Consider the following 12,615-nt stretch of genomic DNA (forward strand, 5'->3'; position numbering starts at 1 on the left):
CCGCATATTTGCTCCGTCCCCGCCCCAGGGGCCCCACCCCTGCCGTAGCATCGCTCTACGGGCCGCCCCCGCACTGCTTCCGGTCAACGCTCCGACCGCCGGGCGCAGTTGGCCCGGCGCCCGTGGAGGTTGTATGAAGCATCGCGGCAGACACCGCCGACGCAGGCAGGGCCGGGCGTTGCGCGCGGCCCTGGCCGGGGCCGCCCTGGCCCTGACCGGCGCCGCCACGATGATCAGCGCCTCACAGGCGACGGTCGCCGACGACCCGGGCCGGCTGAAGCCGCTCACCGCCCCCGCCGAGCGCGCCCCGATGCGGCTGACGGAACACCGGGTGCCGCAGTCCTGGCTCGACCGGCTGTCCTCGTCGATGGGCCGGCCCCTGGACGTCGGTGCGGTGCTGGCCGACGCCGACCGGACCCTGCGCGACGCCGACGGCTGTCCGGCCGCGGAGCGCGAGGCACTGCCCGTCGCCCCCGCCGCCACCCGCGCCTACTGCTGGGACGAGGCCGACACGCGGGGCTGGCTGCCCGGGGCGGTGGCGGCCTCGGGAGACGGGGACGGCGGCTCCGGAGTGATCGTCTCGGCCTGGTCCCGCGAGAGCCGCGGTCCGGCCGGGCGGGGCCTGGCCCGGGTCGCGTTCGTCGACGCGGGAGAGCCGGCCCCCGACCCGGCCGCCCCGGACCGGCCGCGCCACGTCTCGGCGCTCCTCGTCGTGCCGGTCGACGGCGGCCAGGACTACCGGGGGCTCGCCTCACCCGTCTCGGGAATGGTCCGCCACCAGGACAAACTGCTGGTCACGGCCGGCGCCGGGGACCGCAGCGCGCTGTACGTGTACGACCTGGACCGCATCCAGCGGACCACCGTCGACGCCGATGCGATGGGCCGGGTGCCCGGCGGCTGGGCGGCGGACGGCTACGAGTACGTCATGCCGGCCGTCGCCTCGTACCGCCTGCCCGGCGGCACCGGCGTCCCCGGCGCGGCACGTCCGCACACGCTCGCCCTGGACCGGAGCACCACGCCGGCCGGTCTGGTGGCGGGCGAGTGGGTGCCGGCGGACGGCGACCGGCCCACCCGGCTGTGGCGCTACGCGCTCAGCACGGACCCGGCCCGCGCGGGGCTGCCGGCCGTGGACGCCCGGGGGCACGCGCAGGCACGGCGGGTGTACGAGACCGGGGCGGCCGGGGTCCGGGGGCTGCTGGTGCACCACCCGTCCGGCGCGGAGCCCGACTGGTACCTGGCCCGCGCGGCCGACGACGGACCGGACGGCCGCGGAACGCTGGTGCGCCAGGACACCGGGGGCACCCGCGCCGCGGAGTGCGGTGCCGACCGCTCACAGCACTGCTGGACCCCGGGCGCGGGCGCGCTGGCGTACCGCCCGGAGACCGGCGAGGTCTGGTCCCAGTCGGGCCGTGTCCTCTTCGCCGTGCCGCTGACCTCGATCGACGGGTCACTCGGATAGTCGACAGATCCGGCTGCCGGGTGGTTTTCTGGCCGGCATGACCAACATCGCGGTGACCACCTGGTCGCTGGAGCAGACGGCTCCGAGCGATCTGCTGCCGGCGGCCGGGCCCGAGGGGGACGTGCGGATCGTCCGCTCCGAGGTGCCCTCCCCCGAGTTCAGCCGGTTCCTGTACGCCTCGGTCGGCGGTGACATCCACTGGACCGACCGGCTGGGCTGGACGTACGCCCGGTGGGAGGAGCACCTGAAGCGGCCCGGTGTGGAGACCTGGGTCGCCTACGACCGGGGCACGCCCGCCGGGTACCTCGAGCTGGCCTCCGGGGACGACGCCGTGGTGGAGATCGAGTACTTCGGGCTGCTCCCGGCGTTCCGGGGGCGGCGCATCGGCGGTCACCTGCTGTCCTACGGCACCGCCCGGGCCTGGGACCTCGCCGACCGCTGGCCGGGGCTGTCGCCGACGAAGCGGGTGTGGCTGCACACGTGCAGCAAGGACGGCGAGTTCGCGTTGGAGAATTACCAGCGCCGGGGCTTCCGCCTGTTCGACACCAAGGTCGAGGAGGAGCCGGAGATCCCGGCCCCTGGTCCCTGGCCGGGGGCGTTCCCGGCCTGACCCGCCGACGCGACCCGCCCGGGCCGTGTGACCGACGCCACCCCTGTCTCGCCCTACGAGACAGGGGTGTCCGCATTTTGGACGAAGCTGGACTGTGTCCAGATCGCCATGACAACCTTCCGTCATGCCTGGATCTGGAATTGCCTTGGTGAGTCGGCGACACGTCGACCTCGGCCGCATGTCCAGCGCCATCTGTCCGGTGCGCTGAGAGCACTCCAGCAGCACCCGGCAGCACCCGAACCCCCGCTTCAGCCTCACTGCCGCGCAACGTCGCGCCCTTATGCCCATGGGCGCCGATGCGCAGGCCAGAGCCTCCCGCCCGTCACCCGACCGCCACCCCTCATCGACGGCGCCACGCGCCGACCCTATCCATCCTGTCCCGAAGGACGTGTCCCCCATGACCGCCACCCCGCAGAACCCCGCCGCCGCGACTCCCCGCCGCAAGGTGAGCCGTCACCGCGGCGAGGGTCAGTGGGCCGCGGGTCACTTCACCCCGCTCAACGGCAACGAGCAGTTCAAGAAGGACGACGACGGTCTCAACGTTCGGACACGTATTGAGACGATCTACTCCAAGCGGGGCTTCGACTCCATCGACCCCAACGACCTGCGCGGCCGTATGCGCTGGTGGGGCCTGTACACCCAGCGCAAGCCCGGCATCGACGGCGGCAAGACGGCGGTGCTGGAGCCGGAGGAGCTGGAGGACAGCTACTTCATGCTGCGGGTCCGCATCGACGGCGGCGCGCTGACCACCCAGCAGCTGCGCGTCATCGGCGAGATCTCGCAGGAGTTCGCGCGCGGCACCGCCGACATCACCGACCGGCAGAACGTCCAGTACCACTGGATCCGGATCGAGGACGTGCCCGAGATCTGGAACCGGCTGGAGGCCGTCGGCCTGTCCACGGTCACCGCCTGCGGCGACACGCCCCGCGTGATGATCGGCTCCCCCGTGGCGGGCATCGCCGAGGACGAGATCATCGACGGCACCCCGGCGCTGGAGGAGATGAAGCGCCGGGTCCTGAACAACAAGGCGTACTCGAACCTCCCGCGGAAGTTCAAGACCGCCATCTCCGGCTCGCCGGTGCTGGACGTGGTGCACGAGATCAACGACGTGGCGTTCGTCGGCGTCCGGCACCCGGAGCACGGCCCCGGCTTCGACGTGTGGGTCGGCGGCGGACTGTCCACCAACCCCAAGCTGGGCGTGCGCCTCGGCGCCTGGGTCCCGCTGGACGAGGTGCCCGACGTCTACGAGGGCGTGCTGTCGATCTTCCGGGACCACGGCTACCGGCGGCTGCGTACCCGCGCCCGCCTGAAGTTCCTGGTCGCCGACTGGGGCGCGGAGAAGTTCCGCCAGGTGCTGGAGGACGACTACCTGGGGCGCAAGCTGGTCGACGGCCCGGCGCCCGAGGAGCCGGTGAGCCGCTGGCGCGACCACGTCGGTGTGCACCGGCAGAAGGACGGCCGCTACTACGTCGGCTTCGCCCCGCGCGTCGGCCGGGTGGACGGCACCGTCCTGACGAAGATCGCCGACCTGGCGGAGGCGCACGGCTCGGGCCGGGTCCGGACCACCGTCGAGCAGAAGATGATCGTCCTCGACGTCGCGGAGGAGCAGGTCGACTCGCTGGTCGAGTCCCTGGAGGCGCTGGACCTCACCGCCCGGCCCTCCTCCTTCCGGCGCGGCACCATGGCCTGCACCGGCATCGAGTTCTGCAAGCTCGCCATCGTCGAGACCAAGGCGCGCGGCGCCTCGCTGATCGACGAGCTGGAGCGCCGCATCCCGGACTTCGACGAGCCGATCACCATCAACCTCAACGGCTGCCCGAACGCCTGTGCCCGTATCCAGGTGGCGGACATCGGTCTCAAGGGCCAGCTGGTCCTGAACGACGCCGGTGAGCAGGTCGAGGGCTACCAGGTGCACCTGGGCGGCGCGCTCGGCCTGGAGGCCGGGTTCGGCCGCAAGGTGCGCGGTCTGAAGGTGACCTCCGACGAGCTGCCCGACTACATCGAGCGCGTGCTCAAGCGCTACCAGGCCGAGCGCGAGGAGGGCGAGCGGTTCGCGACCTGGGCGGCCCGTGCCTCCGAGGACGCGCTGTCGTGAACGCGGCAAGCGAAACGAAGGATGCGGTATGACCGAGCGCGCGGCCCCCTTCTACTGCCCGTACTGCGGCGACGAGGACCTGCGTCCGAGCGAGCAGGGTCACGGCGCCTGGGAATGCGCGGCGTGCAACCGCGCATTCCAGTTGAAGTTCCTCGGGCTGCTCGCCCGGGGTCTTCAGCCCAACTCGACCGACGGGGAAGCGATATGACGGCGGTTCAGGAAGAACTGACGACCGAGGACCTCAAGGCGCTCGCCGAGCGGGCGGACCGCGAGCTGGAGGACGCCAGCGCGCTGGAGATCCTCCGTTGGGCCGCGGACACCTTCGGCAAGCGCTTCTGCGTGACCTCGTCGATGGAGGACGCGGTGGTCGCCCACCTCGCCTCCCGGGCGATGCCCGGCGTCGACGTGGTGTTCCTCGACACCGGCTACCACTTCCCGGAGACCATCGGCACCCGGGACGCGGTCGAGGCCGTGATGGACGTGAACGTCCTCACCCTCACGCCGCGCCAGACGGTCGCCGAGCAGGACGCCGAGTACGGCCCGAAGCTGCACGAGCGCGACCCCGACCTGTGCTGCGCGCTGCGCAAGGTGCGGCCGCTGGAGGAGGGGCTGAAGAACTACGTCGCCTGGGCCACCGGGCTGCGCCGCGACGAGTCCCCGACCCGGGCGAACACCCCGGTCGTCGGCTGGGACGAGAAGCGGCGGAAGGTGAAGATCTCCCCCATCGCGCGGTGGTCACAGGAAGATGTGGCAGCGTACGTCGCCGAGCACGGAGTCCTCACCAACCCGCTGCTGATGGACGGCTATGCCTCCGTCGGCTGCGCTCCCTGCACCCGGCGCGTGCTGGAGGGCGAGGACGCCCGGGCGGGCCGCTGGTCGGGGCTGAGCAAGACCGAGTGCGGGCTGCACGGATGACGACGACTTCCCGATCCTCCTTGCCCGCCCCCGCCCGGACCGCTTCCCAGACCGCATCCCACACCCAGGAGAACGACGTGACGAGCGGAGCCACCGTCTGGCTCACGGGACTGCCCAGCGCCGGCAAGACCACCATCGCCCACGAACTGGCCGGCCGGCTGCGTGCCGAGGGCCGGCGCGTCGAGGTGCTCGACGGCGACGAGATCCGCGAGTTCCTCTCGGCGGGCCTCGGCTTCTCCCGCGAGGACCGGCACATCAACGTGCAGCGCATCGGCTTCGTCGCCGAGTTGCTCGCCCGCAACGGCGTCACGGCGCTGGTCCCGGTGATCGCGCCGTACGCCGACAGCCGCGACGCGGTGCGCAAGCGGCACGAGGCGAACGGCACGGCGTACGTCGAGGTGCACGTGGCGACGCCGGTGGAGGTGTGCTCCGTACGGGACGTGAAGGGCCTGTACGCCAAGCAGGCCGCGGGCGAACTGACCGGGCTCACCGGCGTCGACGACCCCTACGAGGAGCCCGTGGCACCCGACCTGCGCATCGAGTCGCAGAACCAGACCGTCCAGGAGTCCGCCGCGGCGGTGTACGCCCTGCTGAGCGAAAGGGGACTCCTGTGAGCGACGCACGCGCGGCCACCCAGCCGCTGTCGACGACGAAAGCCGCACCTCTGCGCCGCGCGGGCGGAGAAGCGAACGAAAGGGTTGCAGCATGACGACGACCGTCGCGACCGTCACCGAGGAGACCGACAGCCCGTACGCCCTCTCCCACCTCGACGCGCTGGAGTCGGAGGCGGTGCACATCTTCCGCGAGGTGGCGGGCGAGTTCGAGCGGCCGGTGATCCTGTTCTCCGGCGGCAAGGACTCCATCGTCATGCTGCACCTGGCGCTGAAGGCGTTCGCTCCCGCGCCGGTCCCGTTCGCGCTGCTGCACGTGGACACCGGGCACAACTTCCCCGAGGTCCTCGACTACCGCGACCGCACGGTCGCCGAGCACGGGCTGCGGCTGCACGTCGCCTCCGTGCAGGACTACATCGACCGCGGGGTGCTCAAGGAGCGCCCCGACGGCACCCGCAACCCGCTCCAGACGCTGCCGCTGACCGAGAAGATCCAGGCGGAGAGGTTCGACGCGGTCTTCGGCGGCGGGCGCCGGGACGAGGAGAAGGCCCGCGCCAAGGAACGGGTGTTCTCGCTGCGCGACGAGTTCTCCCAGTGGGACCCGCGCCGCCAGCGCCCCGAGCTGTGGAACCTCTACAACGGCCGCCACTCCCCCGGCGAGCACGTCCGCGTCTTCCCGCTGTCCAACTGGACCGAGCTGGACGTGTGGCAGTACATCGCCCGGGAGGGCATCGAGCTGCCCGCGATCTACTACGCCCACGAGCGTGAGGTGTTCGCCCGGGGCGGCATGTGGCTGACCGCCGGCGAGTGGGGCGGGCCCAGGGACGACGAGCCGGTGGAGAAGCGGCAGGTCCGCTACCGCACCGTCGGCGACATGTCCTGCACCGGCGCGGTCGACTCCGACGCCGACACCATCGAGAAGGTGATCGCCGAGATCGCCGCCTCCCGGCTCACCGAGCGCGGCGCCACGCGTGCCGACGACAAGCTCTCCGAGGCCGCGATGGAAGACCGCAAGCGCGAGGGGTACTTCTAGCCATGACCAGCACCACCGATCCCACCGAGCCGCTGTCGGTCGAGCAGTTGTCGGCGACCACCCTGCTGCGGTTCGCCACCGCGGGCTCCGTCGACGACGGCAAGTCCACCCTGGTCGGCCGGCTGCTGCACGACTCCAAGTCGGTCCTCGTCGACCAGCTGGAGGCCGTGGAGCGGGCCTCGGCCGGCCGCGGCCAGGAGGCCCCGGACCTCGCGCTGCTCACCGACGGCCTGCGGGCCGAGCGCGAGCAGGGCATCACCATCGACGTGGCGTACCGTTACTTCGCCACCCCGCGCCGCCGGTTCATCCTGGCCGACACCCCGGGCCACGTGCAGTACACCCGGAACATGGTCACCGGCGCTTCCACGGCCGAGCTGACGGTGGTCCTGGTCGACGCCCGCAACGGCGTCGTCGAGCAGACCCGGCGGCACGCCGCGATCGCCGCCCTGCTGCGGGTGCCGCACGCCGTGCTCGCCGTCAACAAGATGGACCTGGTCGGGTACGAGGAGCGGGTCTTCGCCGCCATCGCCGAGGAGTTCACGGCGTACGCCACCGAGCTGGGCGTCCCCGAGGTCACCGCGATCCCGATCTCGGCGCTGGTCGGCGACAACGTCGTGGAGCCGTCCGCGCACATGGACTGGTACGGCGGCCCGACCGTCCTGGAGCACCTGGAGACCGTCCCGGTCAGCCACGACCTGGCGCACTGCCACGCCCGGCTGCCCGTGCAGTACGTGATCCGGCCGCAGACCGCCGAGCACCCCGACTACCGGGGCTACGCCGGGCAGATCGCCGCCGGTTCCTTCCGCGTCGGCGACTCGGTCACCGTCCTGCCCTCGGGCCGCACGACGAAGGTCACCGGCATCGACCTGCTCGGCGAGCCGGTCGACGTGGCCTGGACCCCGCAGTCGGTCACCCTGCTGCTGGAAGACGACATCGACGTCTCCCGCGGCGACCTGATCGTGCCCAGCAAGGACGCCCCGGCCACCACGCAGGACGTCGAGGCCACCGTCTGCCACGTCGCCGACCAGCAGCTGACCATCGGCCACCGGGTGCTGCTCAAGCACGGCACCCGCACGGTGAAGGCGATCGTCAAGGACATCCCGTCCCGGCTCACGCTCGCCGACCTGTCCCTGCACCCGCACCCGGGGCACCTGACCGCCAACGACATCGGCCGCGTCAAGATCCGCACCGCCGAGCCGCTGCCGCTGGACGCCTACGCCGACTCCCGGCGCACGGGCTCCTTCATCCTGATCGACCCCAGCGACGGCACCACACTGACCGCCGGCATGGTCGGCGAGTCCTTCGCCGCCCCGGAACCGGTCAAGAACGAGGCCGACGAAGACGGCTGGGACTTCTGAGCATGGGTTCCCCGGACTTCTACTCGACGTTCGCCAAGGAGGGCGGCCGGGTCGGCAGCGGCGCCCTCGGCAGCGGCCAGGGCGGAATGGCGCGATGCGGCCGGTGACCCGCGGACACCCGCGGCTCCGCCTCCCCCACCGCCGAAAACCCGCCGATCTCCCGGCCACGGTCTGACCGACGTACACGACGCACTCGGCAGACCGTGACCGCCGGGCCGACGAGAGGAACACCTCCCGTGCCTGCCACCACCGCCCTGCGCCGCACCCTCGCGGCCCTGGTCGCCCTGCCGCTGCTGGTCCTCGCCGGCTGCGGTTACGGGTCCCAGGCGAAGGACAAGGGCGCGGCGAAGATCGCTCCCGGTGCGGAGAAGACCGACGGTCTGGACTCCGTGACGATCGGCTACTTCGCCAACGTCACGCACGCCACCGCGCTGGTCGCCAACCGCAAGGGGTTCTTCCAGAAGGCGCTGGGCGCCACCGAGGCGAAGTACGCGGTGTTCAACGCCGGCCCCTCCGAGATCGAGGCGCTGAACTCCGGCTCCATCGACATCGGCTGGATCGGCCCCTCTCCGGCGGTCAACGGCTACACCAAGGCGGACGGCAGGAACCTGCGGATCATCGGCGGTTCGGCGTCCGGCGGCGTGAAGCTGGTCGTCGACCCGGAGAGGATCAAGTCGGTCGCGGACGTGAAGGGCAAGCGGATCGCCACCCCGCAGCTGGGCAACACCCAGGACGTGGCCTTCCTCGCCTGGGCCGCCGAGCAGGGCTGGCGGATCGACCCGATGACCGGCAAGGGCGACGTCACACTCGTCCGCAGCGACAACAAGGTCACCCCGAACGCCTTCCGGTCCGGTGCCCTGGACGGCGCCTGGGTGCCGGAGCCGACCGCGTCCCAGATGGTCGCGGAGGGCGGCAAGGTGCTGCTGGAGGAGGCGTCGCTGTGGCCGGAGCAGAAGTTCGTCACCACGAACATCATCGTGTCGCAGAAGTTCCTCGAGGAGCACCCGAAGGCGGTCGAGGCCGTGCTCAGGGCGTCCGTCGAGACCAACCGGTGGATCAAGGCGAACCCGGACGAGGCCAAGGCCGCCGCCAACGAGCAGATCGAGATCGACGCCGGCAAGGCGCTGCCCGCCGACGTCCTGGACCCGGCGTGGAAGTCGATCCGGCTCACCGACGACCCGCTGGCCGCCACCCTCGCCGCCCAGGCGGAGCACGCCGTCACCGCCGGTCTGCTGAAGAAGCCCGACCTCAAGGGCATCTACGACCTCACGCTTCTCAACAAGGTCCTCCAGGCCGAGGGCGAGCCCACGGTCGACGACGCCGGGCTCGGCGTCCAGTAGGCCCGGATCACGACCACTGACCAGGAGGTGACGACCATGGCCACGACCACGACCCTCGCCAAGGCCGCAGACGCCGCCGGGACGGCCGCGCCGGCCGCCCGGATCGAGCACGTCTCGAAGTCCTTCGCCGGCCCCGCCGGAGGGCAGCTCGTGCTGGACGACATCAGCCTCGATGTCGCGCCCGGCGAGTTCGTCACCCTCCTCGGCGCCTCCGGCTGCGGCAAGTCCACGCTGCTGAACCTGGTGGCGGGCCTGGACAGGCCCAGCGCCGGCACGATCACGACGGACGGGCGGCCCGCCCTGATGTTCCAGGAGCACGCGCTCTTCCCCTGGCTGAGCGCCGGCAAGAACATCGAACTGGCCCTGAAGCTGCGCGGCGTGCCCAAGTCCGAGCGACGCGGCCGGGCCGAGGAGCTGCTGGAGCTGGTCCGGCTCACGGGCGCCCACGGCAAGCGGGTGCACGAGCTGTCGGGCGGCATGCGCCAGCGGGTCGCGATGGCCCGCGCACTGGCGCAGGAGAGCCGGCTGCTGCTCATGGACGAGCCGTTCGCCGCCCTGGACGCGATCACCCGGGACGTGCTGCACGACGAGCTGACCCGGATCTGGCGGGAGACGCAGCTGTCCGTCCTGTTCGTCACGCACAACGTGCGCGAGGCCGTCCGGCTCGCCGAGCGCGTGGTGCTGCTGTCCTCCCGCCCCGGGCGCATCGCCCGCGAGTGGACGGTCGGCATCCCGCATCCGCGCCGGATCGAGGACACGGCCGTGGCGGAGCTGTCCGTCGAGATCACCGAAGAACTGCGTGGGGAGATCCGCCGCCATGGCCAGCACTGACACCTCCGTCAAGGACGGCGGCAACGACCTGGCCGGTCTGGAAGCCGGCCTGGACGCACTGGAGACGGTGCACAAGGGCCGCAAGCCCCTCCGGCAGACCTTCACCGAGAAGATCCTGCCGCCGGTCGTCGCCGTCACCCTGGTCCTCGCGGTGTGGCAGGCACTGGTCTCCTTCCGGATCGTCGACGACCCGACCAAGCTGCCCGCCCCCGCCGACGTGTGGAACGTGCTGCGGGACGCCTGGCTCCAGGGCGAGCTGCTCGGCTACATCTGGACATCCGTCTCACGCGGCCTGCTCGGCTTCTGCTTCGCCCTGCTGATCGGCACACCGCTGGGCCTGCTGGTGGCCCGGGTGAAGTTCGTACGGGCGGCGATCGGCCCGATCCTGTCCGGCCTGCAGTCGCTGCCGTCGGTGGCCTGGGTGCCGCCCGCGGTGATCTGGCTGGGCCTGAACAACCAGATGATGTACGCCGTCATCCTGCTCGGCGCGGTGCCGTCCATCGCCAACGGCCTGGTCTCCGGCGTCGACCAGGTGCCCCCGCTGTTCCTGCGCGCGGGCCGCACCCTCGGCGCCACGGGCCTGAAGGGCACCTGGCACATCGTGTTGCCCGCCGCGCTGCCCGGCTATGTGGCGGGGCTCAAGCAGGGCTGGGCGTTCTCCTGGCGGTCGCTGATGGCCGCCGAGATCATCGCCTCCTTCCCCGACCTCGGCATCGGACTCGGCCAGCTGCTGGAGAACGGCCGCAACGCCAGCGACATGGCCATGGTCTTCGAGGCCATCCTGCTCATCCTCGTCGTCGGCATCGCCATCGACCTGCTGATCTTCAGCCCGCTGGAGCGGTGGGTGCTGCGCAGCCGCGGGCTGCTGGTGAGGAGCTGAGCCGCCCATGCACCGTCCGGTCCGCCCCGTCCTTCTGGTCATCGCCCACGGCAGCCGCGACCCGCGGCACGCCGCGACCGTGCACGCCCTGGTGCGCAGGGTCCGTTCGCTGCGCCCGGACCTGCGGGTGGAGACCGGCTTCCTGGACTTCAACGTGCCGTCCGTGCCGGGAGTGCTGGAGTCCCTGGCGACGGAAGGGGTGCGCGACGTCGTGGCGCTGCCGCTGCTGCTGACCCGCGCCTTCCACGCCAAGGCCGACATCCCGGCGGTCCTCGCGGACGCGCCGCCGCGGCTGCGGATCCGGCAGGCGGAGGTCCTCGGCCCCTCCCCACTGCTGCTGTCGGCGCTGGAGCGGCGGCTGTACGAGGCGGGTCTCACGCCCGCCGACAAGTCCTCGACCGGGGTCGTGCTGGCCTCGGCGGGGTCCACCGACCCGGAGGCGATCGCAGTGATCGCAGAAATCGCGCGGGAGTGGCGGCACACCGGTTGGTGCGCCGTGCGGCCTGCGTTCGCCTCCGCATCCCTTCCCCGCACGGAGCAGGCGGTGCGCGAACTGCGCGAGCTGGGCTGCGAGCGTGTCGCCGTCGCCCCGTACGTGCTGGCCCCCGGCTTCCTGCCGGACCGCATCGCGCGCGGCGCGGCCCGGGCGGACGTGCTCGCGGACGTCCTCGGCCCGGCGCCCGAGGTGGCGCGGGTGCTGCTGGAGCGGTACGACGCGGCACGCACGCCGCTGCCGGTGGCGGCCGGGGCCGCCTGACCCGGGGGCGATCGCACCGGCGGGGGACGTGCGGGGAGGGCCGCGGCCGACCGCGCCGGGCGGGATCGCGGGACCACCTCGTACACGTTCCGTCCGGGCGTGCGGCGGATCAGCCTTCCGCCGGTGCGGTGAGTTCCACGAGCTTGACGACGGTGTTCCAGTTGCGGGTGGTGGCGATCGTGCCCTTGGTGATGCGGGGCTTGGCGAGGTGCTCGGCGAGTCTGGAGCGGCCCAGCCCGTACGGCGCGTACAGGTACAGGGCGCGGTCGCCGAGGCGGAACTCCTCGGGGAGGCAGGCCGTTCGGTCGATCTCCGCGAATCGCTCCTCGCCGACCGGCGTGGAGAAGTAGGTGACGTGCAACTGCTTGGGCTCCAGGTCGGCGGCCGGGAACGGGCACGCGTCGGCGACCGCCTTGAGATAGGCGTGGTCGCGCACGATCACGTCGACGGCGAAGCCGAAACGCTGCTCGATCGCGGCGGCCAGTTCGGCGGCGAGGGACTCCTCGTCCCCGTGGCCTGCGGTGAACACGGCCTGCCCGCTCTGCAGATGGGTGCGTACGCCGCTGTGCCCCAGCTCCGCCACGAGGGCGCGCAGGTCGGCCATCGGGATCTTCTTGCTGCCGCCCACGTTGATTCCGCGCAGCAGCGCCGCATACGTCGTCGCCATGGGCACACCATAATGCGGCCGTCATGCCCCGTGGGGGTGGGCACGACGGCCGCGTCCGC

General features: G+C 72.0%; 14 protein-coding genes. 13 read left to right on the plus strand and 1 reads right to left on the minus strand.

From position 1 onward, the window contains the following. Window positions 1-133: 133 nt before the first annotated feature. The 13 genes from ACLGIH_RS07040 to ACLGIH_RS07100 all read left to right on the plus strand — a co-directional run bounded on the left by ACLGIH_RS07040 (window position 134) and on the right by ACLGIH_RS07100 (window position 11,889). Window positions 134-1,459, plus strand: a complete 1,326-nt coding sequence (locus ACLGIH_RS07040; RefSeq protein ID WP_416524353.1) for a hypothetical protein — start codon at window positions 134-136, stop codon at window positions 1,457-1,459. 37 nt (window positions 1,460-1,496) lie between these two features. After that, a complete protein-coding gene (locus tag ACLGIH_RS07045; RefSeq protein WP_416524354.1) occupies window positions 1,497-2,069 on the plus strand; it encodes a GNAT family N-acetyltransferase in 573 nt (190 codons plus the stop codon). Between the two features lie 124 nt (window positions 2,070-2,193). Next, window positions 2,194-2,277 carry a putative leader peptide gene (locus ACLGIH_RS07050; RefSeq protein ID WP_360558067.1) on the plus strand — a complete coding sequence of 28 codons (84 nt, stop codon included), beginning with the start codon at window positions 2,194-2,196 and terminating at the stop codon, window positions 2,275-2,277. A 189-nt stretch (window positions 2,278-2,466) separates the two neighbouring features. Continuing rightward, window positions 2,467-4,164 (plus strand): nitrite/sulfite reductase, encoded by a 1,698-nt coding sequence (locus tag ACLGIH_RS07055; protein WP_416524355.1) that lies wholly within the window; start codon window positions 2,467-2,469, stop codon window positions 4,162-4,164. 28 nt (window positions 4,165-4,192) lie between these two features. Further along, on the plus strand, window positions 4,193-4,372 hold the full coding sequence (locus ACLGIH_RS07060; protein WP_416524356.1) for a PDDEXK family nuclease: 180 nt from the start codon (window positions 4,193-4,195) through the stop codon (window positions 4,370-4,372). Next, complete coding sequence (locus ACLGIH_RS07065; RefSeq protein WP_416524357.1) at window positions 4,369-5,079, plus strand: phosphoadenylyl-sulfate reductase; 711 nt, start codon at window positions 4,369-4,371, stop codon at window positions 5,077-5,079. Before ACLGIH_RS07060 ends, ACLGIH_RS07065 begins: the two co-directional genes overlap by 4 nt. Next, window positions 5,076-5,693 carry an adenylyl-sulfate kinase gene (gene cysC, locus ACLGIH_RS07070; protein ID WP_416524358.1) on the plus strand — a complete coding sequence of 206 codons (618 nt, stop codon included), beginning with the start codon at window positions 5,076-5,078 and terminating at the stop codon, window positions 5,691-5,693. The genes ACLGIH_RS07065 and cysC overlap by 4 nt, the downstream gene beginning before the upstream one ends. 91 nt (window positions 5,694-5,784) lie before the next feature. After that, window positions 5,785-6,723 (plus strand): sulfate adenylyltransferase subunit CysD, encoded by a 939-nt coding sequence (gene cysD, locus ACLGIH_RS07075; RefSeq protein ID WP_416524359.1) that lies wholly within the window; start codon window positions 5,785-5,787, stop codon window positions 6,721-6,723. A 2-nt stretch (window positions 6,724-6,725) separates the two neighbouring features. Beyond that, window positions 6,726-8,081: a sulfate adenylyltransferase subunit 1 gene (locus ACLGIH_RS07080; protein ID WP_416524360.1), complete on the plus strand. Its 1,356-nt coding sequence runs from the start codon at window positions 6,726-6,728 to the stop codon at window positions 8,079-8,081. 236 nt (window positions 8,082-8,317) lie between these two features. Continuing rightward, a complete protein-coding gene (locus ACLGIH_RS07085; protein WP_416524361.1) occupies window positions 8,318-9,421 on the plus strand; it encodes an aliphatic sulfonate ABC transporter substrate-binding protein in 1,104 nt (367 codons plus the stop codon). A gap of 36 nt (window positions 9,422-9,457) precedes the next feature. Continuing rightward, window positions 9,458-10,252, plus strand: a complete 795-nt coding sequence (locus tag ACLGIH_RS07090; RefSeq protein ID WP_416524362.1) for an ABC transporter ATP-binding protein — start codon at window positions 9,458-9,460, stop codon at window positions 10,250-10,252. Further along, window positions 10,239-11,132, plus strand: a complete 894-nt coding sequence (locus tag ACLGIH_RS07095; protein ID WP_416524363.1) for an ABC transporter permease — start codon at window positions 10,239-10,241, stop codon at window positions 11,130-11,132. The genes ACLGIH_RS07090 and ACLGIH_RS07095 overlap by 14 nt, the downstream gene beginning before the upstream one ends. Window positions 11,133-11,139: 7 nt before the next feature. Then, complete coding sequence (locus ACLGIH_RS07100) at window positions 11,140-11,889, plus strand: sirohydrochlorin chelatase (RefSeq protein WP_416524364.1); 750 nt, start codon at window positions 11,140-11,142, stop codon at window positions 11,887-11,889. Window positions 11,890-11,998: 109 nt separating this feature from the next. On the opposite strand, the gene ACLGIH_RS07105 is transcribed toward ACLGIH_RS07100, so the two are convergent. Then, entirely contained in the window at window positions 11,999-12,556 is a 558-nt protein-coding gene (locus ACLGIH_RS07105) for a DUF1697 domain-containing protein (protein WP_416524365.1), read from the minus strand. Window positions 12,557-12,615 lie beyond the last annotated feature (59 nt).

Origin of the sequence: Streptomyces hamibioticus (genome assembly GCF_047946815.1) — a bacterium.
Classification (GTDB): domain Bacteria; phylum Actinomycetota; class Actinomycetes; order Streptomycetales; family Streptomycetaceae; genus Streptomyces.

Excerpts from the sequence above, each read along its gene's own strand:
- ACLGIH_RS07050 (WP_360558067.1), top strand. The coding sequence starts at position 2,194 with ATGCCTGGATCTGGAATTGCCTTGGTGAGTCGGCGACACGTCGACCTC.
- ACLGIH_RS07060 (WP_416524356.1), top strand. The coding sequence starts at position 4,193 with ATGACCGAGCGCGCGGCCCCCTTCTACTGCCCGTACTGCGGCGACGAG.
- ACLGIH_RS07105 (WP_416524365.1), bottom strand. The coding sequence starts at position 12,556 with ATGGCGACGACGTATGCGGCGCTGCTGCGCGGAATCAACGTGGGCGGC.
- ACLGIH_RS07055 (WP_416524355.1), top strand. The coding sequence starts at position 2,467 with ATGACCGCCACCCCGCAGAACCCCGCCGCCGCGACTCCCCGCCGCAAG.
- ACLGIH_RS07100 (WP_416524364.1), top strand. The coding sequence starts at position 11,140 with ATGCACCGTCCGGTCCGCCCCGTCCTTCTGGTCATCGCCCACGGCAGC.
- ACLGIH_RS07095 (WP_416524363.1), top strand. The coding sequence starts at position 10,239 with ATGGCCAGCACTGACACCTCCGTCAAGGACGGCGGCAACGACCTGGCC.
- ACLGIH_RS07065 (WP_416524357.1), top strand. The coding sequence starts at position 4,369 with ATGACGGCGGTTCAGGAAGAACTGACGACCGAGGACCTCAAGGCGCTC.
- cysC (WP_416524358.1), top strand. The coding sequence starts at position 5,076 with ATGACGACGACTTCCCGATCCTCCTTGCCCGCCCCCGCCCGGACCGCT.
- ACLGIH_RS07080 (WP_416524360.1), top strand. The coding sequence starts at position 6,726 with ATGACCAGCACCACCGATCCCACCGAGCCGCTGTCGGTCGAGCAGTTG.
- ACLGIH_RS07045 (WP_416524354.1), top strand. The coding sequence starts at position 1,497 with ATGACCAACATCGCGGTGACCACCTGGTCGCTGGAGCAGACGGCTCCG.
- ACLGIH_RS07090 (WP_416524362.1), top strand. The coding sequence starts at position 9,458 with ATGGCCACGACCACGACCCTCGCCAAGGCCGCAGACGCCGCCGGGACG.
- cysD (WP_416524359.1), top strand. The coding sequence starts at position 5,785 with ATGACGACGACCGTCGCGACCGTCACCGAGGAGACCGACAGCCCGTAC.
- ACLGIH_RS07040 (WP_416524353.1), top strand. The coding sequence starts at position 134 with ATGAAGCATCGCGGCAGACACCGCCGACGCAGGCAGGGCCGGGCGTTG.